Raw genomic sequence first — 25,500 nt, 5'->3', positions numbered from 1 at the left:
AAAAGATCATGCTGCACGTCGTTCACCATCCCGCTTACGTCTTTCCCGCAACGCCCGGCAGCCGTTTCCGTTTCGACAAATATGGGCTGGTGATGGAGGCTTTGCGGGAAAGCGGCGTCGCGTTCACCCAATATCAGCCCGATCCCATGCCGCGCGCATGGATCGAGGCGGTGCATGATCCCGCCTATGTCGAGGAGGTCGCGAGCCTCGCCGTGCCGCGCGACAAGGAACGGCGGATCGGCTTTCCGGTGAGCGACCGCGTGCGGTTGCGCTCGATGCTCTCGCCGGGCGGCACTTGGGCGGCGGCGCGGCTGGCGATTGCTCATGGTTATGCGGCGAACAGCGCCGGGGGCAGCCATCATGCGCTGTATGATACGGGCGCTGGCTATTGCGTGTTCAACGATCTCGCCATCGCCGCGCACCGGCTGATCGCGGAGGGCGATGCGCGGCGCATCCTCATCCTCGATCTCGATGTGCATCAGGGCGATGGCACGGCGGCCTTGCTGGCGGGGCGACCGGAGATTTTCACGCTGTCGCTCCATGCGGAAAAGAATTTCCCGGTGCGCAAGGCGCATTCCACACTCGATATCGCCCTGCCGGACGGCACCGGCGACGATGCCTATATGGTCGCGCTGATGGAGGTTCTCCCTGATACGCTGGATCGATTCGCGCCTGACCTCATCCTCTATCAGGCTGGGGTCGATGTGCATGGCGACGACCGGCTCGGGCGACTGGCATTGACGGACGGCGGGATCGATGCCCGTGACCGCGCGGTGATGCGCGCGGCGCAGGTCCGGGGGGTGCCACTCGCCAGCACGGTCGGTGGCGGCTATGGCGAGGATCGCATGGCGGTCGCCCGCCGCCACGTCGCCTGCATGATCGCGCTCGCCGAGGAGGCGGGGCTATTGCGTCAATAGCTGCCGGGCGGCGTTTGCTGCACCGGCTGCGCGGGTCGCTCGCCCATCAACCGCGCGGCGATCAGCCCGGCGGCGACCAGCCCGACGAAATCGGAAAAGGCGAGATACAGAATATAACCCCATGGCGCGTGGTTGAACACCGCCTGGCCGACCTGAAGCCACAGCACCGCGACAGCCGAGAACAGGATCGTTGCCCGCGCCCGCGTCCCGAAATCCGCCGCTATCAGGCGCAGCGCGAAGGCGATCAGCAGCCCCACGAGCAGCGCCAGGATCAGCCCGCCGATCAGGCTGGCGCTGTCCGTCACCGGAAAACCGGCGCTATTGTAGAAGATCTGCCCGATCGGTCCCTTGCCATACAGGATCGTTCCGTCCGCCGTCGCGGGATCGGGGACGATGTAGACGCCCGTCCCCGAAGGCCCGAGCGCCTGCGCCATCGCCGCCTGAAGATTGGCGCTGGCCTGTCCATCCGTCCGGCTAAAGGCGATGGCGCTGAGCGGCGTGCCCCAAAAGAGGAAGCCGACGACATACAGGACGAAACCGCCAAGCAGACCGCCAAGGACCGTTCTTATCATGCTGTGCCCTCCACTTCCCGGTATCGGGGTCGGGGCGGAAACGCGGCGCGCGCGATTTCTTTCCGCCGCCGTCACGATAAGGGATTTCAGTCCTGCGAGCGAGCGGCCTTTTCCGCCAGACCCGACACGCCCTCGCGCCGGTCCAGTTCGTCACAGATATCGGCGAGCGAAATGTCGAGATCGGCGAGCAGGAGGAGCAGGTGGAACAGCAGGTCGGCGCTTTCCCCGACCACGCCCGCTTTGTCGTCGGCCATCGCCGCGATCACGGTTTCGACCGCTTCCTCGCCGACCTTCTGCGCGATCTTGGCCCGGCCCCGGCCCGACAGCTTCGCCACATAGGAGGAGGACGGGTCCGCCGCCCGCCGCTGGCGGATGGTCCGTTCGAGCTGAAAAAGAGTGTCGCGCATCGCCGCCATCAAGCGCCCCGCGCGCGCCCAGTCAACCGCAAAGCGTCAGGCGAGGCTCACCGGCGTTCGCACCGCAATGCCGGCAGCGGCCAGCGCCTGATGCGCCTGCGCGATGCTGTGCTGGCCGAAATGGAAAATGGAGGCGGCGAGCACGGCGCTGGCATGACCCTCAATCACGCCTTCGACAAGATGATCGAGCGTTCCCACGCCGCCGCTGGCGATCACCGGCACGGACACGGCGTCGGCGATCGTCCGGGTCAGCGCAAGGTCATAGCCCGCCTTGGTCCCGTCGCCGTCCATCGAGGTAACGAGCAATTCCCCAGCGCCCAGCTCCGCCAGCCGAACCGCGTGCGCCAGCGCGTCGATGCCGGTCGGTTTGCGACCGCCATGGGTGAAAATTTCCCAGCGGCCCTCACCCACTTTACGCGCATCCACCGATCCGACGATGCACTGGCTGCCGAAGCGATCGGCGATGTCGGCGACCAGTTCGGGGCGCTGCACGGCGGCGCTGTTGACCGCAACCTTGTCCGCTCCCGCCAGCAGCAGCGCGCGCGCATCCTCGGCGCTGCGCACGCCGCCGCCGACCGTCACCGGCATGAAGCAGACCTCGGCGGTGCGGCGCACCACATCGAGAATCGTGCCGCGCGCCTCATGCGTGGCGGTGATGTCGAGGAAGCACAGCTCGTCCGCGCCCGCCGCGTCATACAGCTTCGCCTGCTCGACCGGATCACCGGCATCGCGCAAATCGACGAAGTTGACGCCCTTGACGACCCGGCCATTGGCGACGTCGAGGCAGGGAATGACGCGGGTGCGGACGGTCATCGGCTCTGGTTTCCGGTCGCTTCGCTCACGCCGCCGCCTGCGCCACCGCCAGCGCGGCCTTGAGGTCGAGCCGCCCGTCATAGAGCGCGCGGCCGGTGATGACGCCCTCGATCCCCTCATCGGCGTGCAAGCTGAGGATGCGGATATCGGAGATGCCAGCAACCCCGCCACTGGCGATCACCGGAATGTCGGTAGCGCGGGCGAGATCGACGGTCGCCTCGATATTACAGCCCTTGAGCATGCCGTCGCGGCCGACATCGGTGAACAGCAGGCTGGCGACGCCCGCATCCTCGAACCGGCGGGCGAGGTCGATGACCGGCATGTCGCTCTTCTCGGCCCAGCCGTCGGTTGCGACGAAGCCATCGCGCGCATCGACCGCGACGACGATCCCGCCGGGAAAATCGCGCGCCGCCGCCTTGACGAAGGCCGGGTCCTTGAGCGCGGCGGTGCCGATGACGATGCGCGATACGCCAAGGTCGAACCAGCGCTCGACCGACTCGCGATTGCGGATGCCACCGCCCAGCTGGACATGGCCGGGAAAGGCCGCGACGATCTTTTCCACCGCATCCGCATTGACGGCATGGCCGGCAAAACTGCCGTCGAGATCGACGACATGCAGATGCCCGGCGCCCGCCTGAGCAAACAAAACCGCCTGCGCGGCCGGATCGTCGCCATAGACGGTGGCGCGGTCCATATCGCCTTCGGCGAGGCGGACGACCTGACCGCCCTTAAGGTCGATGGCGGGAAAAACGATCAGGCTCATGGCTTCCACTCCAGAAAGCGGGACAGGAAGGAAAGGCCATAGGCCTGGCTTTTTTCCGGGTGGAACTGGCACCCGATCACCGTGCCGCGCGCGACGGCGGCGACGAGCGGGCCGCCATGGTCGGTCGTGGCGGCGACATCGGCTGGATCCGCTACATCGAAATGATAGCTGTGCAGGAAATAAGCCTCGCCCGGCTCCAGCAGCGGCGACGTCGCGGCGAGCGTCACATCGTTCCACCCCATATGCGGCACCTTGATCGCCGGGTCGGCCCGCTCGATCCGGCGCACCGTGCCGCCGATCCAGCCCAGTCCCTCATGCCGGCCGAATTCCTCGCCAGCATCGGCGAGCAACTGCATCCCCACGCAAACGCCCAGAAAGGGCACGCCGCGCCGTTGCACCGCTGCGTTCATCGCCTCCACCATGCCGGGGATCGCCACCAGCGCGTCGCGACAGGCGCGGAATGCGCCGACGCCGGGCAGGACGATGCGGTCGGCTTTGGCCACGACATCGGCGTCGGCGGTGACGATCACATCGCCCGCGCCCGCCTTGCGCAGCGCATTATCGACCGAATGGAGATTGCCCGCGCCATAATCGATGAGCGCGAGGGTCACAGGATTCCTTTGGTGGAAGGAATCGCATCCGCCTTGCGCGGGTCGATCTCGATCGCCTGCCGCAGCGCGCGGGCCAGCCCCTTGAAGCAGCTTTCGACGACATGATGATTATTGCTGCCGTAGAGATTTTCGACATGCAGCGTGATGCCCGCAGCCTGCGCGAAGCTGTGAAACCAATGCTCGATCAGCTCGGTGTCCCATTCGCCCAGCTTCGCCACGGTAAAGGGCGCCTTGAACACCAGCCATGGCCGACCGGAAATGTCGAGCGACACGCGGGTCAGCGTCTCGTCCATCGGCGCATAGGCGGTGCCGTAGCGGCTGATGCCGCGCTTGTCGCCCAGCGCCTTGGCCACCGCCTCGCCGATGGCGATCGCCGTATCTTCGGTCGTGTGATGCTGGTCGACATGCAGATCGCCGACGGTCCTGATGTTCATGTCGATCAGCGAATGGCGCGACAGCTGCTCCAGCATATGATCGAGAAAGCCGATGCCGGTCGAAACCGTATAGACGCCGGTGCCGTCCAGGTTGACGGCGACGTCGATCGAAGTTTCCGCGGTTCCGCGGTGAATGTCGGCCGTGCGCATGGCTTGGCCCTATAGCGAGTCGCGCGCGCCATGCAATGCGCCGCTGATGCCGGGCTTCGCGCACTTGACCCGCCGCTGGCGCGCGTTAGGACATTGCGCCATGAGCGATGACCTGCCCGACAGCCTGATTCCCTATGACGAGATCGTGCAGGAGGCCCTGCGCGCGGTCGTCGGCCGCGTATTGGGCGAAGTGCAACGCTCCGGCGGACTGCCGGGCGCGCATCATTTCTACATCACCTTCAAGACGCAGGGCGCGGGCGTGGATATTCCGCGCCATCTGGTCGAGCGCTTCCCCGACGAGATGACGATCGTCCTCCAGAATAAATATTGGGACCTCAAGGTCAGCGACCATCATTTCGAGGTCAGCCTGACTTTCAACCAGATCGGCGCGCATCTCGTGATCCCGTTCGGCGCGATCACCGCCTTCGTCGATCCGGCGGTCAATTTCGCCCTGCAGTTCCAGGCGCAGGCCGACGCGCTGCCCGAACCGCATGACATGCCGGAAAACGACGTGCCCGCGACGGTTATCGACGACGGCTCCAATGTCGTCACGGTGGATTTCGGCAAGAAAAAATAAGTCTGGCGGTCGGGCGACCGGCTCCCCAGATGGTCGGGACAGCATCCTGCGCCGACAAGGAGCCTATCTTGGCCGAAACCCGCATCGAAACCGATAGCATCGGCGCGATCGCCGTGCCCGCCGACGCCTATTGGGGCGCGCAGACGCAGCGCAGCATCGAGAATTTCCCGTTTGGCGACACCGAGCGGATGCCCATCGGCATCGTTCACGCGCTCGCCATCGTCAAGCAGGCGGCGGCGCGGGTCAATCGCGCGCACGGGCTGGACGCGGGCCTTGCCGACGCGATCGAGGCGGCCGCCGCCGAAGTGGCCGCCGGTCGCCATGACGACCAGTTCCCGCTGGTCATCTGGCAGACCGGCAGCGGCACCCAGTCGAACATGAACGTCAATGAAGTGATCGCCGGCCGCGCCAACGAGATGCTCACCGGCACGCGCGGCGGCAAGGCGCCGGTGCATCCCAACGACGGTGTGAACTTCGGCCAGTCGTCCAACGACAGTTTCCCCACGGCGCTGCATATCGCGGCCGCGCGCGCGGTGACGGAGCAGCTTTTCCCTGCGCTCGACCGGCTGCACGACGCACTCGATGCCAAGGCAAAGGCGTGGGCGTCCATTGTCAAGATCGGCCGCACCCATTTGCAGGATGCGACCCCGCTGACGTTGGGGCAGGAATTTTCGGGCTATGTCCACCAGCTCTACCGCGCTCGCAAACGGATCGAGCCGGCGGCGATGCACGGCATGATGGCGCTGGCGCAGGGCGGGACTGCGGTCGGCACCGGTCTGAACGCGCCTGCGGGCTTTGACGTTGCCGTCGCAGCGGAAATCGCTGCGCTGACCGGCCTGCCCTTCCGCACCGCCGACAACAAGTTCGAGGCGCTGGCGTCGAACGATCCGCTCGTCCATCTGTCCTCCACGCTGGCGACACTGGCGTTGGCGCTCACCAAGATCGCCAACGATATCCGTCTGCTCGGTTCCGGTCCGCGATCGGGCTTTGGCGAACTGGATCTGCCCGCCAACGAGCCGGGCAGTTCGATCATGCCGGGCAAGGTCAATCCGACCCAGTGCGAGATGCTGACGATGGTCGCGGCGCAGGTGATCGGCAATCATCAGGCGGTGACGATCGGCGGCTTGCAGGGGCATCTGGAACTCAATGTGTTCAAGCCGATGATCGGCGCGGCGGTTCTGCGGTCGATCCATTTGCTCAGTGTCGGCATGGACAGTTTCGCCGAACGCTGCGTCGACGGGCTGGAGGCTAATGAACAGCGGATCGCGGAACTGGTCGATCGCTCGCTGATGCTGGTGACGGCCCTCGCCCCCGAAATTGGCTACGACAATGCGGCGAAGATCGCTAAACATGCCCATGCGCACGGATTGACCCTGCGGGAAGCAGGCGCGGCGCTGGGGCTGGCCGATGCCGCGATGTTCGACCGGCTGGTGCGGCCTGAAAATATGGTCTGATCCAGATCAACATGGCGGAACCGGCGGCTTTGCGATACATTGAGCAAGCCAGAAGGATGCCCGATGCCCAAGAAATCCGTCACCACCCAGCCCCTCGTCACCATCCGCCCACCGCGCAAGGCCGGCTTGTTGCGCAAGGCCGCGCGGGTGGCCGCGACGGTCATCGCTGCGCGAGTCGCCGCCGATACGGGCAAGAAAGGGATAGTCGGTCTGGTCGCCGGAGTCGGCGCGAAGCGGCTCATCATGCGCTATCCGGCGGGGGCGCTGTTCGTCACCGGCGCCTACATGGCCGGCAAGCTGTTCGAGGCGAAGCGCGAGATCGATCGCAAGCGCGACCAGAAATTGCTGCCCGACAGAAGCGCCGAGCCTGTTCAGCTTGAGGAGGCGCGTAAGGCGCGGCAGGGCTAAAGCCCCGGCAGGCTGCGTGCTGCGGTCGCCACCGACCCCCTTGCAAAATTGCGCCTTCGGCGGCACTAGCGGCCATGGCCGACAGCATCCCCCCCGAAACGCCCGACTTCAAGCGCCGTGGCGTGCTCTTCGTCCTTTCTTCTCCTTCCGGCGCGGGAAAATCCACGATCGCGCGCAAGCTGCTGGCCGCCGAGCCGGACCTGTCGATGTCGGTTTCCGCGACGACCAGACCGATCCGCCCCGGCGAGGTTGACGGCAAGGATTACAACTTCGTCGATCTCGAAGAATTTCGCCGCATGACCGCCGATCATGAATTTCTCGAATGGGCGCATGTGTTCGGCCAGCGTTACGGCACCCCGCGCGCGCCGGTGGAGGCGATGCTCAAGAGCGGCCAGGATGTGTTGTTCGATATCGACTGGCAGGGCGCGCAGCAGTTGCACCAGATTGCGGGCGGCGACGTCGTGCGCGTGTTCATTCTGCCGCCGTCGATGGAGGAACTGGAAAAGCGTCTTCGCGGCCGGGCGACCGACAGCGACGAGGTAATTTCCGGCCGCATGGCGCGCGCGGCGGGCGAAATCGCGCATTGGGACGGCTATGACTATGTGCTGTGCAATGTCGATGCGCAGGATTGTTTCGAGCGGGTGCAGACGATCCTGCATGCCGAGCGCATGAAGCGCAGCCGCCAGACGGGCCTGATCGGCTTCATCCGCAAACTCAACCGTTCCCATGCGGACGACTGAGATTTAATCGGCGAAGCCCGCCGAGTCCGCCCAGTCGGGATGGACCCAGGCCATCGCCCTGAACAGGCTGCCCATCGCATCGTCATCGGTCAGGCGGCGGCGGGCGGCCTCCACCTCCTGCGCGCGGTCGGGGCTGGTCGTGGCGAGCTGCGCGGCGCGGGCGTCGATGCCGAGCCGCCGGAGGAAAGCGCCTTGCCCGACCGGGCCGGACACCCGAAGTCCCGCTTGCCGCGCCATATTGCCGATGACGGTGAAATCGACATGGGTGGTCAGGTCGACCTCGCCCGGATCGGCGAACGGATCGGCAAAGCCATGGTCGCGCACCGCCTGAAGCGTGTCGCCGAGCGCCGGTCCCTCATAACCATAATCGATGATGATCGCCGCGCCGCCCTGCCGTGCGATGCGGTTGGCGAGCGCGAAGGCGATGGTGGCGCCGGCGACGGGACTTTCGAAGATAGTGCCGTCAGGGGCATCGGCCGCCATAGGCGGAAGGCCGGATTCGATGCGTCTGTATCCGGGCACGGGCATGAACCGGCCCTCGCTCTCGCGCCGGATCACCACACGCTCGCGCCAGCCGTCCTGAACCCGCACGATCTGATGGACGGGCAGGGCATCGAAAAACTCATTTGCGACGACGAGCAATGGCCCTGTTTCAGGCAAGGTCTCGACCGAATCGTGATGAATGACATGCGGCAGCAGCGCCCGCTGGCGGTTTCGCAAACTGGCGCTGGTCTCGACGAAATGGACGCGCGGGGCGAGCGCGGCGCTCTCCATCGCGCGCAACGCGTCGCTGGCCAATGTGCCGCGCCCTGGCCCCAGTTCGGCGTAGAGCGCGCCGGTGCGGCGGCCCGACCGCATCCAGATATCGGCGAGACACAGCCCCACCAGCTCGCCGAACATCTGGCTGATTTCCGGCGCGGTGGTGAAGTCGCCATCCGCTCCCAACGGGTCGCGCGTGCCGTAATAATGCTGGTTCGCCTCCGCCATATAATGGGCGACGGAAATCGGCCCGCCGGCGTCGATCTGCCGCGCGAGCCGTTGGCTGAGCGTCAGCGGTTCAGCTGACACTCGCGCCGCCCGCGATCGGCTCCACCCGCACGCGCCGCCCCTTGGCGGTGAGGAACAGATAAAGGCCGCCCAGGATCATCGGCACGCACAGCCACTGGCCCATATGCAGGCCGGTACGCGCGGCAAATTCTATCAGTTGCGCGTCCGGCTCGCGGATATATTCGACGCCGAAGCGGAAGATGCCGTAGCAGAACAGGAAAAGACCGACGAGCCGGCCGGGTTGGTAGCGCGCCTTCGTTCGCCAGAAGGCGAAGGCGAGGATCGCGAACAGCAGGATGCCCTCCAGCACGGCTTCGTACAACTGGCTCGGATGGCGGGGGAACGGGCCGCCGGTCGGGAAGATGACGCCCCAAGGCACATCGGTTTCGCGCCCCCATAGTTCGCCGTTCACGAAATTGGCGAGCCGGCCGAAGAACAGGCCGAAGGGGACGCAGCAGGCGACAAAATCATGCACGCGCAGCCACGACAGCCCTTCCTTGCGGGCCAGATAGAGGATGCCGAGCGACACGCCGACCACGCCGCCATGGAAGGACATGCCGCCATTCCATAATTTGAAGATGTCGAGCGGATGGGCCAGGATTTCGGGCTGGTAGAACAGGACATAGGCCGCCCGGCCGCCGATAATGATACCCAGCGTCGCATAGAAGATCATGTCGTCGGCGTGGCGACGGGCCATGGGCGACCCCGGCTGCGCGATCAGCTTGAGCAGATACCAATAGCCGATCAATATGCCCGCGAGATAAGCGAGGCTGTACCATTTCAGCGTGAAGAAGCCGAGATCGAGCGCGACCGGGCTAAGCCCCAGATCTTCAAATCGGATGGCGCCTGAAGCGGCGGCGGCTAGGTCCAGGATCAAATCACAAATTCCCTCGGAAGCAGGCGACCGCCATAGAACAAGCGCCGCGCAAGATGAAGGGGCGATGCTGCGTGGAGAAACGTTGTTTCAGGCTTCTTCGCGCTCGATCGCCCGCCGCACGCCGGCGCGCCCGCCCTGCGCCAAGGCGCGCTTCAACTGGTCGGGCTTTGGCGCGACCAGAAAGCCGAAGCTGACGCAATCCGCCTTCGTTTCGACCGCATGATGGAGGCGATGGGCCTGGACGATGCGCTTCATATAACGCCCGCGCGGCACATAGCGATGGCTGACCCGGCGATGGACGATGATGTCGTGGAAGCCGAGATAGATCGCGCCATAGGCGGCAATGCCCGCCCCCGTCGCCGTCGCCCAGCCGCCCCATCCCCATTGGACGCCGCCGAGGAGCAGCAGGATGGAGGGCAGGGCGAAGATGACGAAGTAAAGATCATTCGCCTCCCACCGGCCAGCACGAGGGCGATGATGGCTGGCATGCAGGATCCAGCCCGGCCCATGCATTACCCAGCGGTGCATGACATAGGCGAACCCCTCCATCGCCGCGATGGTGACTAGAAACAGCAGCACAAGCAAGAAGGGCGAAACCATGGGACCTTTATAGCGCCCCATGTGCGTCAGGCAAAGAAAAGGCCGCGGCCCCGGTGAGGGTCACGGCCTTTTCCCTAGATTTTAGCGATTAGAACGACGCGGTGATCGAACCGACGACGCCAGCCTTGCTGACGTTGCGGCCGCTCGGCGAATAGAGATCCTTGTTGGTGTCGACATAGCTGACACCGAAGGTCAGGTGCGTCCAGGTGTAGGTCGCGCCGACGCTCCAGTCGGTATAGCCCTTGCCGATGGTCAGGTAGCTCGGACCATAGCTGTGGCCCAGATGCGCCGACACGCCCACCGGGGTGTTGGGGATGGAGGCCGACAGGTCGCCTGCGACGTAGAGATTGTCTTCCTTGCCATTGCCGACCGACAGGGCTTTCGCCTTGGGCGCATAGTTGACGGTCAGCTTGGCAGTCGCGGGGCCGAACGTGCCCTTGATCGAGGCATAGGGTTCCACGAAGTCGGTCGGCACGCCGCCCGAACCGGGATAATAGTAGTAGAGTACGCCGACATCGACGGTGGCCGCACCGAAGGTCTTGGTGTAGCCGCCGATCAGGTCGAGTTCCTGGTCGCCGCCATTGGCGACATAATCGTCAATCGACGAACCCCAGACCGAGGCATAGAAGCCCGAGGCGTGCGAAACGGTGATACCGCCCTGAAGCGCGAAACGCTTGTCGGTCTGCGAAATACCACGGAAACGATAGTCGGACACCACTGCGGCATTGCCGGTGACGGTGAGCGAAGAAGTCGGTGCGTCCTGGGCGAGAGCCGGCGCGGACAGCGCGACAAGAGCTACAGCCGAGAGGCCGAGAATGGACTTACGCATTATATTCCCCTTAATGGACCAGCGATCGTCCCGCCTGCATCAAGCTGCCGCCTCTGTACCCCTGGGGGCCGGGCCGCATTGCCTTGACGGTGAGGGCATGCCTCCACTCATTGCGGCGCACAAGATTTTATTGCTGTTCGATGTCATTTGCTGCCCTATTGTTGCTGGTGTGCAACAAAAGAGACTATTGCGGTCGCGAGAGGATATCGGCGCCATGGATGACGCGCTGCGGATAGGGGATGGTGACGCCATGCTCGCGGAATAGAATCCACAGGCGGTTGAGCACGTCGGAACGCACGCTGCCGACACCGCTTTCCGGATCGCTGATCCACACCAATATATCATGTTCGACGCGGCTGTCGCCAAAGCTCGTCAGCCAGACATTAGGCTTGGGATTGCTCAGAACGCGCGGACTTTCCTGCGCCGCGCGGAGCATCAGTTGCTGGGCGAGCGCGAGATCGCTGTCGTAACCCACGCCCACCGGAATGCGGACGCGGACGTTCCGGTCCGAATAGGACCAGTTCTCCACCTCCTGCGTCATCAGATTCTCGTTGGGAATCAGATGCTCCTTGCCATCGCGGGTGATGATGCTGACCGCGCGCACGCCGATCTTGTTCACCCAGCCGAAGCTGTCGCCCACAACGATCACGTCACCCGGCTTGATCGAGCGGTCCATCAGCAGGATGATGCCGGCGATCAGATTGCCGAACGTCTTTTGCAGGCCGAAACCGACCGCCAGACCGAGCGCGCCCGAAAAGACGGCAAAGGCGGTCAGATCGATCCCGAGCATGTCGATGCCGATGAAGAAGGCCGCGATCAGCACCACGATCGCCGCGAGCTTTTGCGCCAGCAGCTTCTGCGTCGCGTCAAAACCGTCCGCGCGCGCGATGCTGCGGCTGACCAGCCGGTTGGCCAGGCGAATGAGGGCGAAGAGGAGGATGCAGGTCGCCACGATCTGCGTCACCCCGAGCAGCGTGACGCGCCGCTTGCCGAGATCGATGCCGATGGCGTCCAGCATCTGACCCACCGGCGCCAGCCCGCCGCTGGTGCCCGACAGGATCATGAGGAACAGGATCAGCGCCAGCGGCAGCGCGGCCCAACGCGGCATGGTGAGCGCGCGCATCGCCTGATCGGCGAACAGCGCGACCGACAGGCCAAGGCCAGCGCCCAGCACGAGATGCGCGGTGGTGCCATTCGGCCAGAGCGCGGCGACAAGGCCGATCAGCAACGCCGAAAAAGCGTGACGCAGCGCTGGCCGCAGGCGCTCGGCCAGCGCCGGGTCCAGCGCGGGCGAATGCCGGGTCAGGCGCGGCGCGAGAAAGCGGGCGAGGGCGGCGGCGACCAGATGGAGTAGCAGCGCGGTCGCGAGCGCAATCAGCGGGTGAACGATGCCTGCATCGCCCGGTGTCAGGGCGAGCAGCCGGTTCAGTCCCGTCGTCACCGCCGCGCCGCGTGGAAGCGGGCAAGTCCCGCATGGAGATCGGCGATGAGGTCGGCGGGATCTTCGAGGCCAATGTTAAGCCGCACCATCGGGCCGTCCGCCTGCCAGGATGTCGCGCTGCGATAGCGGGCGGGATCGATGGGCAACGCAAGGCTTTCGAACCCGCCCCAGCTATAGCCGATGCCGAAATGCGCCAGGCCATCGATCAGCGCGGCGCGTGCCCCCTCGTCGCCGCCTTTCAGTACGAAACTGAACAGGCCGCTGGAGCCGCTGAAATCCCGTCGCCACAGGGCATGGCCGGGGCAACCGGGAAGCGCCGGGTGCAGCACGCGCGCGACATCGGGCTGATCCTCCAGCCAGCGGGCGATTTGCAGCGCGCTGTCCTGATGCTGTTTCAGGCGGATGCCGAGCGTCCGCAGGCCGCGCGCTGCGAGCCAGGCGTCGTCGGGGCTGGTCATCTGGCCAAAGCTCCAGGCGGTCTGGCGAATCTTCGGGAACAGCGCGTCGTTAGCCGTAACCGAGCCCATCATCACATCGCTATGGCCGACGATATATTTGGTGCAGGCGAGGATCGAGATATCGACGCCCAGCGACAACGCCGGCAGAAACAGCGGCGTCGCCCAAGTGTTATCGATCAGGGTGACGATGCCCCGTTCTTTCGCCGCCTCAACGATGGCGGGAATATCCTGCACCTCGAAGGTCAGGCTGCCGGGGCTTTCCAGAAAGATCGCGCGGACATCGTCGGTCAGCAGCGCGGCGATGCCTGCGCCGATCGTCGGATCATAATAGACGGTCTCGACGCCGAAGGGTTTGAGCACCTGTTCGCAGAAATTGCGGGTCGGGTCATAGGCGCTGTCGACCATCAGCAGCCGGTCGCCGGGCCGCAGCACCGCCATCAGCGCGCACGCGATCGCCGCCACGCCCGAGGGAAAGAGCATCGTCCCCGCCGCGCCCGGCTCCATTTCGGTGAGCGCATCGGCCAGGCTCCAGGCGGTCGGCGTGCCCTTGCGGCCGTAGAACAAGCGCTCATGCGTGTTGGTGGTCGCCGCGCGCAGATGCGCGACATCGTCATAGAGGATAGTCGATGCGCGCCACACCGGCGGATTGACGATGCCGCCCGGCTGCCCCGGAAGCCCGGTCCATTCCGGCCGCCGTCCGGCCTGCGCCAGCCTGGTCAGCGGCCGGCGCGCATCCTCGCTCTCGCTCTCGCTCATGCGGGGCCGGTCGCCTTGGGCGTGGCGGGGTCGATACCCCAGTCGGACCAGCTGCCGTCATATAGGGACACGTCGCGCTTGCCGAGCGTCTCCAGCCCGGCCAGCAGGATCGCGGCGGTCACGCCGCTGCCGCAGGTGGTGGCGACCGGCCGGTCGAAATCGACCCCGGCCTTGATAAACAGCTGGCGCAGTTCCTCGCCCGACTTCATGCTGTTGTCGGGGTTGAACAGGGCGGATGACGGCAGGTTCATGGAGCCGGGAATATGCCCCGAGGCCATACCCGGACGCGGTTCCTTTTCCTCGCCGGTGAAACGGCCTGCGCCGCGCGCGTCGAGCACCTGTTCGGCGCCGCTCTCCACATTGGCGAGCATGTCCGCCTTGTTGCGCACCGGACCATGGTCGCGCCGGGCGACGGCATTACCGGGCGGCGGCGACACGGCGCCGCTTTCCGTCGGCCGTCCTTCCGCGATCCATTTGGGCAAGCCGCCGTCAAGGATCGCAGCGCCAGCGCCGATGTTGAACAGGCGCATCATCCACCATCCGCGCGCGGCGCTGTGCACCGGGCTGTTGTCATAGACGATGACGCGGCTGTCGGCATCGATGCCCAGCGCCTGCACCCGTTGCGTCATCCATTCATCGGTTGGCAACTGGCCCGGCACCGGATCGGCGGGATCGGACAGGGTCGGCAGATCGAGAAACGCCGCACCCGGAATATGCGCCGCTTCATATTCGGCGCGCGGGTCGCGCGGCGTGCCGGGCAGGAACAGCGTGGCGTCGACGATCCGGAGGTCGGGCTTGCCCAGTTCGGCGGCGAGCCATTCGGTGGAAACCACTATGTCCATGCGGGAAACCCTCTGCGTTGTTCTGTCCAGCTTGTAGAAGGCGGCATCGGCGCTGGAAAGGGGCCTTTGACCTGTGCTCGTTCTACCGGACGAGGATGTCGCCGACCGCGCGCGCGGCGGGATTGCGGAACTGGCGCGGACCCATGTCCATGCGCAGCGGCGCGAGCCGCGCGTCCGCCGATGCTGGCGCTTGTCCGATAAGAAAACTGCGTGCGAGCCGGCCCGTGCTGCCGTCCGGCAGCGGATAGTGCAGGTCGAACAGGGCGAGCGGCACGAGCAGCGCCCGCTCGCCGGCTTGAAGCGGGACGATCTCCTCGGGCGGCAGTCGCAGTTCCCCGCTCAACCAGTGCCCTTCGCCGGGCGCGAGCGCGACGATGGAATGGCACGCCAGCCCGAGCGACCCGTCGAGAAACCGATCGAGCGTGTCCTGCTGCGCCGTTCCCGCATTGGCGAGCAGGACGCGGATCAATATATCCTCCGCCGCCCGATCGCCCCGATTATGCACTGCCAGCCGGTAAGCGATGGTCGCGCCCATCAGCGAATAGCGCGCCGCCGTCACCTCCAGCGAACAATCGAGCCGGGGGCGTTCCTCCTCCGACGCGGCAGGTTCGGTAGCGGGTTCCTTGACTTGCTCGGGGGCAGTCGGGGGCGTGATGATGGCCGTATCGGTCTCATCGGCGACGGGCGGCGAGGGTTCGACTTCGATCTCGGCCACCACATCCGCACGGCGGCGACGCAACAGCAGGACGGCGGCGATCAACACCACGACTGCGCCGACGATCCAGCCCCATGGCGTCGATCGTGTCGGCCCCGTATCGGCCGCCGAAACAGGCACGGGTATCTTTGTCGGTGCCACAACCATCGGCGCGGGCGGCGAAGGCGCGACGGCGGGTGCTTCCGGTGCAGGCGTGGCCGGTGGGCGGTCGGTTGAGGGACGCGCGGCTTCTTCCGATGGGGCGACAGGTGCCGTCGCCGCGCGGCTTGGCCTTTCCGGGCGCGCTGCTGCCTGCGGAGGTTTCGAGTCAACGGGCGTTACAGGCACCGGCGGCGCCTCAATGGTCGGCAACACCACGGGCGGCGCGACCAATGGGGTCGCCGGGGCGCGATAGACGTTGATCTCCGGTCCCTGCTGGCGCGTGGGCGCTGGCTGGGTCCCATTGCCCTGGGGCAGATTGAAGATGGGCGACGCGCCCTCATTCTGCTGGGCAAGCGCGGGACTCGCCAGCAGGAGTGGCATCAGCAGGATCGAAAAGCGGAACCCCATGCCGCTTCCAAGGCAGCCCGGCGGCTGAACGCCAGATGAACGGGGCGGGGCGGTGACATCGGCCGTGTATTCGCATAGATAACCGGCCATGACCGATACCTTCCCTCCCGCCAACGCCACCCCCCTGCACCTTGGCCGCACCAGCAGTCTTCCCAGTCATCCTGATGAGGCGATCCTCGATTATGTCGCCAATCCGCGCCCGGGTCGCCCCTATCTGGTGCGTTTCACCGCGCCCGAGTTCACGTCGCTCTGCCCCGTCACCGGCCAGCCCGACTTCGCTCATCTGGTGATCGATTATGCGCCCGCCGCGACGATCGTCGAATCGAAGTCGCTGAAGCTGTTTCTCGGCAGCTTTCGCAACCATGCCGCATTCCATGAGGATTGCACCGTCGGCATCGCCGAACGGCTGTTCGACGAGATGAAGCCGCTATGGCTGCGCATTGGCGGCTACTGGTATCCGCGTGGCGGCATCCCGATCGACATATTCTGGCAATCGGGCGCGCCGCCGCAGGATCTGTGGCTGCCGCCGCAGGATGTTCCGGGCTATCGCGGCCGGGGATAAAGCCGTTCGCGCCGACGAACGGCGCGTGCAGTTCGACCGGCGACATGGGCGCATGCAAGGAACAGTTGGAAGGGCAGCGGGATTGTGACAATCCGTGCTGTATAGCGGGCGGATCGTTGCCCGCCGATCAGACTTGTCGGAGTCACCATTCCCATGACCATCTCCAGATTTCTTCCGCTCCTGTGCGCCGCCGCCCCGCTGGCGCTCGCTACGCCGCTCGATGCCCAGACCGGCGCGCAAACCGGCGCTCCGGCCGGTCCCGCGCCGGGCATCACGACGCAATTGCCGCGCGGCGCGGCGCCAAGCCATTATGCCATCGAGGTGACGCCGGATGCGGCCAACCTGCGCTTCACCGGCAAGGTGACGATCGACCTGACGGTCAGCGCGGCGATGCCCACCCTGGTGCTGAACGCCGCCGACCTGACCTTTGGCGATGTCCTGCTGACGCCCGCCAGGGGCAAGGCCGCGAAGGGCGCGGCAAAAGTCGATGCCGCCGCGCAGACGGTGACGCTTGATTTCGGCAAGCCGGTCGCGCCTGGCAGCTACAGGCTGACCATCGCCTATAGCGGTGTCATCGCGACGCAGGCGAACGGCCTGTTCGCGCTCGACTATACCGACAATGCGGGCAAGGCGAAGCGCGCGCTTTTCACCCAGTTCGAAGCGCCCGATGCGCGCCGTTTCGTGCCGAGCTTCGATGAACCCAGCTACAAGGCGACGTTCGACCTCAGCGCGATCGTCCCCACGGGCCAGATGGCGGTCGGCAACATGCCGGTGAAGGCGCAGAAAAATCTGGGCGGCGGGCGCACGCGGGTGGCGTTTGGCACCACGCCCAAAATGTCGTCCTACCTGCTGTTTTTCGGCCTTGGCGAACTTGATCGCGCCACCAAGATGGCCGGCGCGACCGAAGTGGGCGTCATCACCGGCAAGGGCAATACCGGCAAGGCGCAACTGGCGCTCGACGCGTCGGCGGCGATCCTGCCCTGGTATAATGACTATTTCGGCGTACCCTTCCCGCTGCCCAAGCTCGATAATGTCGCCGGCCCCGGCCAGAGCCAGTTTTTCAGCGCGATGGAAAATTGGGGCGCGATCTTCACCTTCGAACGGGCGCTGCTGGTCGACCCCAAATTCACGTCGGAGGGCACGCGCCGCACCATCTATGAAATCGTCGCGCATGAAATGGCGCATCAATGGTTCGGCGATCTCGTCACCATGGCCTGGTGGGACGATCTGTGGCTGAACGAAGGATTTGCGAGCTGGATGGCGACCAAAGTCACCGACAAGCTGCAACCCGACTGGGAAGCGCTGCTCGGCCGGGTCGACGGGCGCGAACGGGCGATGAACCTCGATTCGCTCGGCACCACCCATCCGATCGTTCAGAAAATCCGCACGGTCGATGAAACCAGCCAGGCGTTCGACGACATCACCTATCAGAAGGGCGAGGCCGTCATCACCATGCTCGAAGGATTCGCCGGCGAGGATGTGTGGCGCAACGGCATCCGGGCGTATGTGAAGGCCCATGCCTATGGCAATACGGTGACCGACGATCTGTGGAACGCGGTCGAGGGCGCGGGGGCCAAAGGCCTGTCGGGCATCGCCCGCGACTTCACCAGCCAGCCGGGCATCCCGCTGGTCAGGGTCGACAGCGCGACCTGCAAGGGCGGCAACACTGTCCTGACGCTCAGCCAGGGCGAATATAGCCGCGACCGCAAGGACAAGACGCCGCTCAGCTGGCATGTGCCCGTGATGGCGCAGACCGTGGGTGGCGCGCCGCAGCGGCTGATCCTGGAGGGCAAGGGCCAGGTCACGCTGCCGGGCTGCGGTGCCTATGTCGTCAATGCCGGGCAGACGGGCTATTATCGCTCGCTCTATCCCGCGGCCAATGTGCAGGCGCTGGCGAAGGACTTCACGAAACTGGCGTCGATCGACCAGAACGGTCTGCTCGCCGACAATTGGGCGCTCGGCCTTGGCGGATACCAGCCGATCGGCCTGTCGCTGGACCTGATCGACGCTGTGCCGGCGAGCGCCAGCCCGGCCGTCCTCTCCGAAGTGCCCGCCTATCTGCTCGGCGCTTACCAGATGTTCGAGGGCGATGCGGCACAGCGGGCGAAGATCGCCGCCTATGCCTCGGCCAAGCTTTCGCCGACGCTCGCCGCGCTCGGCTATGAAGCGAAGGCGGGCGAAGGGCCGCAGGTGCCGGTGTTGCGCGCGACGCTCGTCAGCACTTTGGGCGCGATGGGCGACAAGATGGTGGTGACGGAGGCGAACCGCCGCTTCGCCGCGCTCGCCACCGATCCCACCGCGCTGGATGGGCCGCTCAAGACAAGCTGGCTGGCGATCGTCGCCGCCAATGCCGATCAGGCGACATGGAGCCGTTTGCGCACGCTGGCGAACGGCGCGAAGTCCGACCTCGAAAAGAGCCAGCTCTTCTCGCTGCTCGGCGCGGCCAAGGACGAGGCGCTGGCGAAGCAGGCGCTCGACCTTGCCATGACCGATGAGCCGGGCAAGACCACCAGCGCCGCGATCATCAGCGCGGTCGGGCGGGAGCATAGCATGCTCGCGGTCGATTATGTGCTGGCGCACCGCCAGCAATATGAAGCGATGATCGATGTGTCCGCCCGCAGCCAGGCGATCGCCCGCCTCGGCGGCAGTTCGGCCGATCCGGCGATGGTGACGAAGCTGGATGCCTATGCGACCCAATATCTGACGCCGGAATCGCGCAAGGTGGTCGACCGCTCGATTTCGGCAATCAGGACGCGGATCGAAACCCGCGCCCGTCTGAAACCGTCACTCGCCGCCTGGTTCGCGCGGAAGTAAAAAGGGGTCGTCCCCCTTCCTTTCGGGGAAGGGGGATGCTCGCTCAACCATCGAGCGGCATCGAAGCCTGCCGCCGCAGTCTGGCATAGAGCGCGGCGACGACGCCGAAGAACAGGATGACGGAAAGCGCCGCGCCCCAGCGGTTTTCCGCCACCAGCGCGAACGGCGCGTCGCTGTCGCTCGCCGCGACGATCCCGGCGAAGGCGACGCCGAACAGGCTTTCGCCGACGATGAAGCCCGTCGCCATCAACACGCCCATGCGCTCGGCAAATTCGGGATGGGACTGGCGCAGCGCCCAGCGATTATAGAGGTGGCCGATCACCGCTCCGACCGGGATCAGCAGGGTCAGCGCCATCGGCAGGTAAATGCCCATGCCCACTGCAAGCGGCGGCAGGCGCAGCTTGCCCGCCCGCCCCAGCGCCTCGTCGATGGCGACCACCACCGCACCGATGCCCGCGCCGATGCCGATCAGGCTCCAGTCGAGATCCCCGCCCAGCACCCCCTTGGCCAACGCCGAAATCAGCGCGGCCTGAGGCGCGGGCAGGGCGTTCGGCCCCGCGCCCGGCGCGCCGGCAAAGCCGAATGCGCTACCCAGCAGGTCCAGCACCGGCGGGATGACCAGCGCGCCGAAAATCACGCCCAGCACCAGCGCGATCTGCTGTTTCCATGGCGTCGCGCCGACCAGTTGCCCGGTCTTGAGGTCCTGAAGATTGTCGTTGGAAATCGTCGCCACGCCAAAGATGATCGCGGTGGTGAACAGCGCGTAGGCGATCAGCGCCTGGCTTTGCGACGGGTCGCCGCCCGAGCCGTAGATCGCCGCAAGGATCAGCGAAGCGCCCAGTACGGCAAGAATGCCGACGCCCGAAATCGGACTGTTCGACGCGCCGATCAGCCCCGCCATATAGCCGCAGACCGATGCGATGACGATGCCAGCGACAAGGATATAGGCGAGCGTCAGCGCGATGATCGGCACGGGATTGAGCGCGATCGGGCCACCCTGCGCGAATATCCACAGCAGCAGCGCGATCGGCGCGAGGCTGGCGAGAATCGTGCCGCCGACGATGCCGATCGGCAGGTCGCGCTCGGTCAGTTCAAGCAGGCCGCCATCGCCGGCCTTGCGGACTTTCGCCGCCGCCATCGCCGACCGGATGCCGCTGACGATCGGACCCAATATCTTGAGCAGGGTCCAGATCGCGGCGACGCCGATCGTCCCGGCACCGATGAAACGCGCCTTCATGCGGAACGTGGTCCCGACCAGATCCGCGAGGTCCGCGCCCGTGGGTAAGGGTGACGTCAGGTAGGGGACGATGCCGAGCCAACTGATCAGCAGCCCGACGAACATCGCCACTCCCACCGACAGGCCGACGAGATGGCCCACGCCGATCAGCGCCATCGAAAAGCTGGTCGATACCGATGTCGCGCCCGCGCCCAGCTTGAAGAAGGTCGCGGCTTCCTCCGCGATCAGGCGGGTTTTGGCCAAGATCGAAAATCCGGCGGCTGCGATCGTGCTCATGGCGATGGCGGCGAGGCCCCGCTGATTTTCCGCCGCGCCCTCGCGCGATCCGGCGCCCACCTTCAACACTTCGGCGGCGGCGACGCCTTCGGGATAGGGGAGGTCGGAACCCGTCACGAGCGCGCGGCGCAACGGCACCGAATACATGACGCCCATGATGCCGCCGAGCGCGATGGTACAGGCGGACAGCCAATAGGGAAAACCCTGCCACCAGCCGATGATGACAAGGCCGGGCAGGACGAAGATGATCGCGGAGAGCGTACCGGCGGCGGACGCGATCGTCTGGACGATATTGTTTTCCAGGATCGTGCCGCTTCTGAAAAAGCGCAGCACCGCCATGGAGATCACGGCGGCCGGGATCGATGTTGCAAAGGTCAGGCCGATCTTGAGGCCGAGATAGACATTGGCGGCCGTGAAGATCACCGTGATGAGCGCGCCCAGGATCACGCCCCGCAACGTGAGTTCCGCCATCGGCGCTGCCCTGGTTGAATCGCTGGTCAATGTCGCATCCTCTCGCCCGCGCCGGTTGGTGGCCGCTCTGTAATAATATTGCTCTGTGTTGGATCAATCACAAAGTTGGCGGCTCAGGATGCTTGCTCACGCCCCACGTCGGCCAGTATAGCGCGATCCAGCCACGCATCGATCAGCCCGGTCCAGCGACGATAGCCGATGGCGTTCATATGCAGCCCGTCGGGGCGGAACAGAGACGCGTCCGGCAGGCCATCGGACGCGAGCAACACCTTACCCACATCAAGATACTCGAACCCCGCTGCCCGCGCGCGCGCAGCGATCGTCATGTTCACCGCCGCGAGCTTGGGCCATAAGGTCCAGCGGATCGGGCTGGGCTTGAGCGACAGGCACAAAATATGCGCACGCGGATAATCGCCGCGCAGCCGCGCCAGCAGGGTCAATATGTTGCGCGTCACCTCCGGCGGCGTCGCGCCGCCGGCCAGATCATTTTCGCCCACGTAAACGATGATGGAACGGGGTGCGGCGCGCGGCAGCAGGCGGCGATAATAATGGAGCACATCGCGCGTCGTCGCGCCGCCGAACCCGCGATTGACCGTCGCGATATCGGGAAAGCTGCCGGCGACATCCCACAGGCGGATGCTGGAGCTGCCGATGAACAGCGTAGCGTCGGCAACGGTCGGGCCGCTGTCATTGGCCTTCGCGAATGCCGCAATTTCGTTCGAAAACGGAAAGCTGGGGTCGGCGTTGGGATTGTCGGCGCGCAGTGGTGCGAGATCGCCTGCTCCGGTCGCGGGACCCGGCACTAGCATGAGCGCCGCGCCGGATAGGCACGCGAGCGACCATGCTCCGCTCCTCACGGCGCGCCTACCGGCTGGTCAGTGACGATGAAGCGGGCGCAGCCGATATTTGCCGTTCGCATAGGTGCTGAACATGTCGGAAATCGCGGGATGATCGACCGGCTCGCCGCTATCGTCTCCAACCAGATTCTGCTGGCTGACATAGGCGACATAGCTGGATTCGCCATTTTCGGCGAGCAAGTGATAAAAGGGCTGGTGCTTGTCCGGGCGAGCGGACTCCGGAATCGATTCATACCATTCCTCGCTGTTCGCAAAGACCGGATCGATATCGAACACGACACCGCGGAACGAGAACATGCGATGCTTCACCACATCGCCGATGCTGAAACGGGCATGGACGATGGGTGGTGCGGTCACGCCCGCGCCGAAAATCTGAATCGCGTCTTTCATATGGCCAATGTAGGACTGTTGCGCCCGCGCACAAGAAAAATAGCCGCAAGCCCGCTTGGCAAGCCCCCTATCATTCGCTATTGGCGCCGCTCGACCGGGACTGCCACGCCAACGGCGCAGCGGACCTTCTGCGGAGAGGTGGCAGAGTGGTCGAATGCACCGCACTCGAAATGCGGCGTGCCGGTGACGGTACCCAGGGTTCGAATCCCTGCCTCTCCGCCATATTAAAATTTCCGGGTTTTCTTGCCTCCAAGAAGCTGAAAACCTTGAAGCCTTTCTGGGTTCGAAACCGTATATATGAAGTGTCAACGCTGATCGTTTCGCGGGATAATCGACCTGCTGCCGATTGTCGCGCACGAAACGATATCCGTAAAATCGGGTGGGACGATGACGAACCAGTGTCAGATGTGCAGGCGGCCGCTTAATGTCAGGAGCGATCCTCTGAGTGAGGATTGCGTTGGGACTGTTGGGGCTGCATCGGAATGATCGGGGCTGAGGGGCGATATCAGCCGTCTGTGGAAGCGGTGAGGGAGAGATCGAACGGGGGCTGCGGGATGAGGATGAGGGAAAGCGGACGGGAGGGTGACGACCAAAGATTGCCACTCGAAGCTTCCACTGGCATCTCGAAAGCTGACATGCGTGATCGGGTCTTGCCGTAACCTGCATCTTGCCACATCATTCGCAGATGAAACTTAATATCATCCGCCTTCGATTGGTTTCCTTTTTGTCGCTCTTGCCCGTCTTATTTCTCGCCAGCTTGCCTGCGCACGCATGCTCCTTCCCTCATATCGAAACATCCCCTGCGAAAATCAAACATGCTGCCCAAATCGCATTTTCCCAAAGTGATTCGGTAATCGACGCTGAAGTGCTTTCGCCAATGGTTCTTGGCTCGGCATGGAAAGATGGCCTCACGCCAATGGCAGTATTGATAGTGTTAAATTCATGGAAGGGGCCACATAAGAAGGCAGACTTCGTGTTCGTAATCTTTCTTAGCTCTTGCGATATCGCGCTTCAGACAAAAGGAGAGAAAATAAGAATACTCCTCACTGGTAGCCATGAAATGTATCGAGCAGAGCAATCGTTCAATGGATACGGAACTGCACGAAGGCCATACAACATCGAAATAGACCGTTTAGTTAGGCGCGTGCGCCCCGCATATATATCAGCCGATCCCGGCATGTGGAAACAGCCATCCTTCTCGAAATGAGGTCCGCTTTGTGTTGTCTGCGGCCACCTTGCGCGCGAGCGTGTCGCTCCGCCTCTCGGCGGCGGGGTCGAGCCCGGCGACGATCGGCTCCCTTGCTGCGGCGCGCTGCTGGCGCGCCATAGCTATCCCTACCTCGGGCCACGCGCCGAAATAGAGCGTATTCTGTCGACCGAGGTATCGGTAGTTCATGCGCCAGAGTTTCGTACCGTTCGTCTGGACGGCGAGATACAACCCATCGGCGTCGGCCAGTTTATAGGCCTTGTCCCGAGGTTTGGCGTTGGTGATCTGGATGTGATTCAGTGCCATGATGGTGCCAGCTCCAAAGGGGCTCTCCGGCACCATCAAAAACACCATCATTCTGATGGTGCTGCCAATGGATTCGGGTGGATGAGCCCGGATTTCATTTGGCGATTTTCACTGAAAAAATGCTGTAAAACCAGCTGCTTGCCGGACCTTCCCGGACGTCGCCGGAAAGGTCTGTGGTGCCAGAAGAGCTTGATCGCTGGGCAGCTAAGCAATTGATTTCTCAGTCAAATCATAGACTTACGAACGCGCCAAGAGCATCATTAGCATGCTTTCAGTTCGTGGAAAAGGCTGGACGCGGGTGGAACGTGGGTTTGCGTAAGCTCGAAATGGGCGGTGACACAAGACAGCGCAATGGAAATTGGCCGTTCATTGTTTGGCTGGACTTCTGAAAGCTAGGGGTTCGAATGGCAGTAGTTTGAGGAGCAAAGTTTGTGAGGATCACCAGCTATGGCGTGTTCTGGAGAGCCGACGAGATTGAATGGGCGCCCGGCTCTGGAGCGCGAGACAGTTTCAGGTTGCTTGGCCGTACCGGTCGAAACAAAGGGACCATCAAGGTCGCCGACTTTCGATACCAACACGGCATCTACATTCTCTACGATAACTACGGTGCGAATTATGTCGGCCTTTCCCGCGCAGGTCTCGGTAAACGTCTGAAGGATCACACTGAAGACGAGCATGCTGGTAAGTGGGACCGCTTCTCCTGGTTCGGCTTTCGGCCGATCGCCGATGCCGATAAACTTGGCATATTGCAGCTGGGCAAACCAAACGAAGAAGTCACGGAGAATGCCCACGCCACGATCGGCGATCTCGAAGCCCTGCTGATCAAGGCGATGGGAACGCGAAACAATTCAGTGTCGATGAAGTTTAAGGATGCCGTCGAATGGAAGCAAATTGATTGGGATGAGATCGAGGGTTGTCTTGCCAAGGTCGCACCGGACGCCGCTCCGCGGCCGCTTATTGGGAACCGCGCCTATATCACAGGCTGATCGACCGCAGGTCCATTGACGCCGCGCAAAGTGGCAACTGCACGGATCTGAGAATTTGCCTCTGCGCTTGGCGGGTCGTGCGGGATGTATCCCGCGATAGGCGACTTAAGGAGGGATTCATCCCGCAACCATGAAAAGGGTCGAGGCCGGCTCCGTCGGTGACGGCGCCGGCCTCAGTTTTTAGGCGACGGTTTCGGTCGTCGATTCCTCTGCTGCCATGACCTCCTCCAGCATCTTACGCATCGCGATCTCTTCCTGGAGCTTCACGAGTGCCTTGCGCTTAGGCAGCCCCAATTTGAACCGGATCATATCGCCGATGTGGCGGATGATGTCGTTGTGCTTGGGACCGAAGCGCATGAGACCGCTGGTCTGTTGATTGCCGTTGAGAAGTGACCCGGGGAGGCCAGTAATTTCCACTGAGAAGT

27 protein-coding genes and 1 tRNA gene are annotated in these 25,500 nt (G+C 64.3%); 9 read left to right on the top strand and 19 right to left on the bottom strand.

Annotated features, from left to right (window positions below):
* Nucleotides 1–8 precede the first annotated feature (8 nt).
* Nucleotides 9–917, top strand: coding sequence for a histone deacetylase family protein (locus tag ACODSN_RS03115; RefSeq protein WP_489053094.1), 909 nt, complete (start codon nucleotides 9–11; stop codon nucleotides 915–917).
* Here ACODSN_RS03115 and ACODSN_RS03110 read toward each other — a convergent pair.
* From ACODSN_RS03110 to hisB, 6 genes are all read right to left on the bottom strand, one after another.
* Entirely contained in the window at nucleotides 911–1,489 is a 579-nt protein-coding gene (locus ACODSN_RS03110) for a hypothetical protein (protein WP_489053092.1), read from the bottom strand. The genes ACODSN_RS03115 and ACODSN_RS03110 overlap by 7 nt on opposite strands.
* An 86-nt stretch (nucleotides 1,490–1,575) precedes the next feature.
* Entirely contained in the window at nucleotides 1,576–1,896 is a 321-nt protein-coding gene (locus ACODSN_RS03105; protein ID WP_489053091.1) for a phosphoribosyl-ATP diphosphatase, read from the bottom strand.
* Nucleotides 1,897–1,941: 45 nt separating this feature from the next.
* Entirely contained in the window at nucleotides 1,942–2,718 is a 777-nt protein-coding gene (hisF, locus tag ACODSN_RS03100) for an imidazole glycerol phosphate synthase subunit HisF (RefSeq protein WP_489053090.1), read from the bottom strand.
* Nucleotides 2,719–2,743: 25 nt separating this feature from the next.
* Nucleotides 2,744–3,481, bottom strand: a complete 738-nt coding sequence (gene hisA / locus ACODSN_RS03095) for a 1-(5-phosphoribosyl)-5-[(5-phosphoribosylamino)methylideneamino]imidazole-4-carboxamide isomerase (RefSeq protein WP_489053088.1) — start codon at nucleotides 3,479–3,481, stop codon at nucleotides 2,744–2,746.
* Nucleotides 3,478–4,092: an imidazole glycerol phosphate synthase subunit HisH gene (gene hisH / locus ACODSN_RS03090; protein WP_489053086.1), complete on the bottom strand. Its 615-nt coding sequence runs from the start codon at nucleotides 4,090–4,092 to the stop codon at nucleotides 3,478–3,480. The genes hisA and hisH overlap by 4 nt, the downstream gene beginning before the upstream one ends.
* The gene (gene hisB / locus ACODSN_RS03085) at nucleotides 4,089–4,676 is read right to left on the bottom strand and encodes an imidazoleglycerol-phosphate dehydratase HisB (protein ID WP_489053085.1); all 588 of its coding nucleotides are present in this window, start codon (nucleotides 4,674–4,676) and stop codon (nucleotides 4,089–4,091) included. Before hisB ends, hisH begins: the two co-directional genes overlap by 4 nt.
* Nucleotides 4,677–4,776: 100 nt before the next feature.
* Here hisB and ACODSN_RS03080 point away from each other — a divergent pair, with 100 nt between their 5' ends.
* The 4 genes from ACODSN_RS03080 (at nucleotide 4,777) to gmk (ending at nucleotide 7,855) form a co-directional block, all read left to right on the top strand.
* Nucleotides 4,777–5,253 carry an SspB family protein gene (locus ACODSN_RS03080; RefSeq protein WP_489053083.1) on the top strand — a complete coding sequence of 159 codons (477 nt, stop codon included), beginning with the start codon at nucleotides 4,777–4,779 and terminating at the stop codon, nucleotides 5,251–5,253.
* Between the two features lie 68 nt (nucleotides 5,254–5,321).
* Nucleotides 5,322–6,707: a class II fumarate hydratase gene (gene fumC, locus ACODSN_RS03075; protein ID WP_489053082.1), complete on the top strand. Its 1,386-nt coding sequence runs from the start codon at nucleotides 5,322–5,324 to the stop codon at nucleotides 6,705–6,707.
* A 63-nt stretch (nucleotides 6,708–6,770) separates the two neighbouring features.
* Nucleotides 6,771–7,115 (top strand): hypothetical protein, encoded by a 345-nt coding sequence (locus ACODSN_RS03070; protein WP_489053080.1) that lies wholly within the window; start codon nucleotides 6,771–6,773, stop codon nucleotides 7,113–7,115.
* Nucleotides 7,116–7,189: 74 nt separating this feature from the next.
* Nucleotides 7,190–7,855, top strand: a complete 666-nt coding sequence (gene gmk / locus ACODSN_RS03065; RefSeq protein ID WP_489053078.1) for a guanylate kinase — start codon at nucleotides 7,190–7,192, stop codon at nucleotides 7,853–7,855.
* A gap of 3 nt (nucleotides 7,856–7,858) precedes the next feature.
* On the opposite strand, the gene ACODSN_RS03060 is transcribed toward gmk, so the two are convergent.
* From ACODSN_RS03060 to ACODSN_RS03025, 8 genes are all read right to left on the bottom strand, one after another.
* On the bottom strand, nucleotides 7,859–8,923 hold the full coding sequence (locus ACODSN_RS03060; protein WP_489053077.1) for a class I SAM-dependent methyltransferase: 1,065 nt from the start codon (nucleotides 8,921–8,923) through the stop codon (nucleotides 7,859–7,861).
* Nucleotides 8,913–9,779: a prolipoprotein diacylglyceryl transferase gene (gene lgt / locus ACODSN_RS03055; protein WP_489053075.1), complete on the bottom strand. Its 867-nt coding sequence runs from the start codon at nucleotides 9,777–9,779 to the stop codon at nucleotides 8,913–8,915. The genes ACODSN_RS03060 and lgt overlap by 11 nt, the downstream gene beginning before the upstream one ends.
* A gap of 87 nt (nucleotides 9,780–9,866) precedes the next feature.
* Nucleotides 9,867–10,379 carry a sterol desaturase family protein gene (locus ACODSN_RS03050; protein WP_489053073.1) on the bottom strand — a complete coding sequence of 171 codons (513 nt, stop codon included), beginning with the start codon at nucleotides 10,377–10,379 and terminating at the stop codon, nucleotides 9,867–9,869.
* 88 nt (nucleotides 10,380–10,467) lie between these two features.
* Entirely contained in the window at nucleotides 10,468–11,208 is a 741-nt protein-coding gene (locus tag ACODSN_RS03045; RefSeq protein ID WP_489053071.1) for a TorF family putative porin, read from the bottom strand.
* 184 nt (nucleotides 11,209–11,392) lie between these two features.
* Nucleotides 11,393–12,649 carry a mechanosensitive ion channel family protein gene (locus ACODSN_RS03040; RefSeq protein ID WP_489053069.1) on the bottom strand — a complete coding sequence of 419 codons (1,257 nt, stop codon included), beginning with the start codon at nucleotides 12,647–12,649 and terminating at the stop codon, nucleotides 11,393–11,395.
* The gene (metC, locus tag ACODSN_RS03035; RefSeq protein ID WP_489053067.1) at nucleotides 12,646–13,863 is read right to left on the bottom strand and encodes a cystathionine beta-lyase; all 1,218 of its coding nucleotides are present in this window, start codon (nucleotides 13,861–13,863) and stop codon (nucleotides 12,646–12,648) included. The genes ACODSN_RS03040 and metC overlap by 4 nt, the downstream gene beginning before the upstream one ends.
* Nucleotides 13,860–14,705: a 3-mercaptopyruvate sulfurtransferase gene (sseA, locus tag ACODSN_RS03030; protein ID WP_489053066.1), complete on the bottom strand. Its 846-nt coding sequence runs from the start codon at nucleotides 14,703–14,705 to the stop codon at nucleotides 13,860–13,862. The genes metC and sseA overlap by 4 nt, the downstream gene beginning before the upstream one ends.
* A gap of 82 nt (nucleotides 14,706–14,787) precedes the next feature.
* Entirely contained in the window at nucleotides 14,788–16,059 is a 1,272-nt protein-coding gene (locus tag ACODSN_RS03025) for a hypothetical protein (protein WP_489053065.1), read from the bottom strand.
* On the opposite strand from ACODSN_RS03025, the gene queF reads away from it, so the two are divergent.
* Nucleotides 16,058–16,531, top strand: a complete 474-nt coding sequence (gene queF, locus ACODSN_RS03020) for a preQ(1) synthase (RefSeq protein ID WP_489053063.1) — start codon at nucleotides 16,058–16,060, stop codon at nucleotides 16,529–16,531. The genes ACODSN_RS03025 and queF overlap by 2 nt on opposite strands.
* Nucleotides 16,532–16,684: 153 nt before the next feature.
* Nucleotides 16,685–19,345, top strand: coding sequence for a M1 family metallopeptidase (locus ACODSN_RS03015; protein WP_489053061.1), 2,661 nt, complete (start codon nucleotides 16,685–16,687; stop codon nucleotides 19,343–19,345).
* Between the two features lie 43 nt (nucleotides 19,346–19,388).
* On the opposite strand, the gene ACODSN_RS03010 is transcribed toward ACODSN_RS03015, so the two are convergent.
* The 3 genes from ACODSN_RS03010 to hspQ all read right to left on the bottom strand — a co-directional run bounded on the left by ACODSN_RS03010 (nucleotide 19,389) and on the right by hspQ (nucleotide 22,576).
* Entirely contained in the window at nucleotides 19,389–21,359 is a 1,971-nt protein-coding gene (locus ACODSN_RS03010; protein WP_489053059.1) for an OPT family oligopeptide transporter, read from the bottom strand.
* 83 nt (nucleotides 21,360–21,442) lie between these two features.
* A complete protein-coding gene (locus ACODSN_RS03005; RefSeq protein ID WP_489053057.1) occupies nucleotides 21,443–22,138 on the bottom strand; it encodes a GDSL-type esterase/lipase family protein in 696 nt (231 codons plus the stop codon).
* Between the two features lie 66 nt (nucleotides 22,139–22,204).
* Nucleotides 22,205–22,576 carry a heat shock protein HspQ gene (hspQ, locus tag ACODSN_RS03000; RefSeq protein ID WP_489053056.1) on the bottom strand — a complete coding sequence of 124 codons (372 nt, stop codon included), beginning with the start codon at nucleotides 22,574–22,576 and terminating at the stop codon, nucleotides 22,205–22,207.
* A gap of 132 nt (nucleotides 22,577–22,708) precedes the next feature.
* Between hspQ and ACODSN_RS02995 the strand changes: the two genes are divergently transcribed.
* Nucleotides 22,709–22,798 (top strand) — tRNA-Ser (locus tag ACODSN_RS02995).
* Nucleotides 22,799–23,738: 940 nt separating this feature from the next.
* On the opposite strand, the gene ACODSN_RS02990 is transcribed toward ACODSN_RS02995, so the two are convergent.
* Nucleotides 23,739–24,140 carry an Arm DNA-binding domain-containing protein gene (locus tag ACODSN_RS02990; RefSeq protein ID WP_489053054.1) on the bottom strand — a complete coding sequence of 134 codons (402 nt, stop codon included), beginning with the start codon at nucleotides 24,138–24,140 and terminating at the stop codon, nucleotides 23,739–23,741.
* 380 nt (nucleotides 24,141–24,520) lie between these two features.
* On the opposite strand from ACODSN_RS02990, the gene ACODSN_RS02985 reads away from it, so the two are divergent.
* Nucleotides 24,521–25,075, top strand: coding sequence for a GIY-YIG nuclease family protein (locus ACODSN_RS02985; protein WP_489053052.1), 555 nt, complete (start codon nucleotides 24,521–24,523; stop codon nucleotides 25,073–25,075).
* Nucleotides 25,076–25,255: 180 nt separating this feature from the next.
* Here ACODSN_RS02985 and ACODSN_RS02980 read toward each other — a convergent pair.
* Nucleotides 25,256–25,500, bottom strand: a 245-nt coding sequence (locus ACODSN_RS02980; RefSeq protein ID WP_489053050.1) for a hypothetical protein, incomplete at its 5' end; no start/stop codon positions are given.

The organism is Sphingobium sp. FG11 (genome assembly GCF_057809915.1).
The sequence above is the reverse complement of the archived record's forward strand: the minus strand, read 5'-3'. Positions and strand labels throughout refer to the sequence as shown.

What these genes read in the sequence shown, in the direction of transcription:
- ACODSN_RS03015 (WP_489053061.1), top strand. Translation starts at nt 16,685, where the DNA reads ATGACCATCTCCAGATTTCTTCCGCTCCTGTGCGCCGCCGCCCCGCTG.
- ACODSN_RS03025 (WP_489053065.1), bottom strand. Translation starts at nt 16,059, where the DNA reads ATGGCCGGTTATCTATGCGAATACACGGCCGATGTCACCGCCCCGCCC.
- sseA (WP_489053066.1), bottom strand. Translation starts at nt 14,705, where the DNA reads ATGGACATAGTGGTTTCCACCGAATGGCTCGCCGCCGAACTGGGCAAG.
- metC (WP_489053067.1), bottom strand. Translation starts at nt 13,863, where the DNA reads ATGAGCGAGAGCGAGAGCGAGGATGCGCGCCGGCCGCTGACCAGGCTG.
- hspQ (WP_489053056.1), bottom strand. Translation starts at nt 22,576, where the DNA reads ATGAAAGACGCGATTCAGATTTTCGGCGCGGGCGTGACCGCACCACCC.
- ACODSN_RS03080 (WP_489053083.1), top strand. Translation starts at nt 4,777, where the DNA reads ATGAGCGATGACCTGCCCGACAGCCTGATTCCCTATGACGAGATCGTG.
- hisF (WP_489053090.1), bottom strand. Translation starts at nt 2,718, where the DNA reads ATGACCGTCCGCACCCGCGTCATTCCCTGCCTCGACGTCGCCAATGGC.
- gmk (WP_489053078.1), top strand. Translation starts at nt 7,190, where the DNA reads ATGGCCGACAGCATCCCCCCCGAAACGCCCGACTTCAAGCGCCGTGGC.
- hisB (WP_489053085.1), bottom strand. Translation starts at nt 4,676, where the DNA reads ATGCGCACGGCCGACATTCACCGCGGAACCGCGGAAACTTCGATCGAC.
- ACODSN_RS03005 (WP_489053057.1), bottom strand. Translation starts at nt 22,138, where the DNA reads ATGCTAGTGCCGGGTCCCGCGACCGGAGCAGGCGATCTCGCACCACTG.
- queF (WP_489053063.1), top strand. Translation starts at nt 16,058, where the DNA reads ATGACCGATACCTTCCCTCCCGCCAACGCCACCCCCCTGCACCTTGGC.
- ACODSN_RS03045 (WP_489053071.1), bottom strand. Translation starts at nt 11,208, where the DNA reads ATGCGTAAGTCCATTCTCGGCCTCTCGGCTGTAGCTCTTGTCGCGCTG.
- hisA (WP_489053088.1), bottom strand. Translation starts at nt 3,481, where the DNA reads ATGAGCCTGATCGTTTTTCCCGCCATCGACCTTAAGGGCGGTCAGGTC.
- ACODSN_RS03105 (WP_489053091.1), bottom strand. Translation starts at nt 1,896, where the DNA reads ATGCGCGACACTCTTTTTCAGCTCGAACGGACCATCCGCCAGCGGCGG.
- ACODSN_RS02990 (WP_489053054.1), bottom strand. Translation starts at nt 24,140, where the DNA reads ATGATGGTGTTTTTGATGGTGCCGGAGAGCCCCTTTGGAGCTGGCACC.
- ACODSN_RS03115 (WP_489053094.1), top strand. Translation starts at nt 9, where the DNA reads ATGCTGCACGTCGTTCACCATCCCGCTTACGTCTTTCCCGCAACGCCC.
- ACODSN_RS03050 (WP_489053073.1), bottom strand. Translation starts at nt 10,379, where the DNA reads ATGGTTTCGCCCTTCTTGCTTGTGCTGCTGTTTCTAGTCACCATCGCG.
- ACODSN_RS03110 (WP_489053092.1), bottom strand. Translation starts at nt 1,489, where the DNA reads ATGATAAGAACGGTCCTTGGCGGTCTGCTTGGCGGTTTCGTCCTGTAT.
- ACODSN_RS03070 (WP_489053080.1), top strand. Translation starts at nt 6,771, where the DNA reads ATGCCCAAGAAATCCGTCACCACCCAGCCCCTCGTCACCATCCGCCCA.